This is a genomic window from Synechococcus sp. R55.2 (genome assembly GCF_047462075.1).
Classification (GTDB): Bacteria; Cyanobacteriota; Cyanobacteriia; order Thermostichales; family Thermostichaceae; genus Thermostichus.
This window is the reverse complement of the sequence record NZ_JANSIH010000337.1, coordinates 1-559: the sequence shown is the minus strand read 5'-3', so window position 1 is coordinate 559 and position 559 is coordinate 1. Positions and strand designations below refer to the sequence as shown.

The following is a 559-nucleotide window of genomic DNA, read 5'->3' as shown; positions in this document are numbered from 1 at the left end:
CGGTAGTGCAAAGCTTCTTTGCCTCTTTGAAGTCCTGGCGAGAACGCCGCCAAACCGACCCTAACGCCCGTCCACCTCGACGGCGTCGGTACTATTCCAAAGTTCAATGGAAGTCTTCAGCCATCCAAGTCGTCAATGGAAAGCTGCGATTGTCGAACGGGAAAGGCAATGAGCCCCTGATGATTAACTGGGCTTGGGACACACCTGTTTGGGTAGAGATGGGCTGGGATGGCCAGCAGTATGAGTTGAGAGCTTGCTACAAGGTGGGGGATACGCTGCCGGAAGAAGAGGGGGAAGAGAGCCACGTTGCCGCTGTGGATTTGGGTGAGATTCACCCCGCAGTCGCTCATGAGGGGGGACAAACCTACATCGCCAATGGCAGGCTGCTGCGCTCCAAAAGGCGCTACCAGAACAAGCTGCAGGGCAAGCTAGCTCGACTCCTGGCGCGCAAAAAGCGGGGGTCTCGGCGGTGGAAGCGGCTAGTTCGCTCTCAACGTTTGCAGCTCAAGAAGCTGCGCAATCAAATTCGGGATATTCTGCACAAGCAGACAACCCGATT

Annotated in this window: 1 protein-coding gene; it reads left to right on the top strand. The window is 56.2% G+C overall.

Features of this window, described 5'->3' with window-relative positions; genetic code table 11:
* Window positions 1-179: 179 nt before the first annotated feature.
* Window positions 180-559: transposase (locus NW838_RS10735; RefSeq protein ID WP_414428025.1), on the top strand; the 380-nt coding region annotated here is incomplete at its 3' end.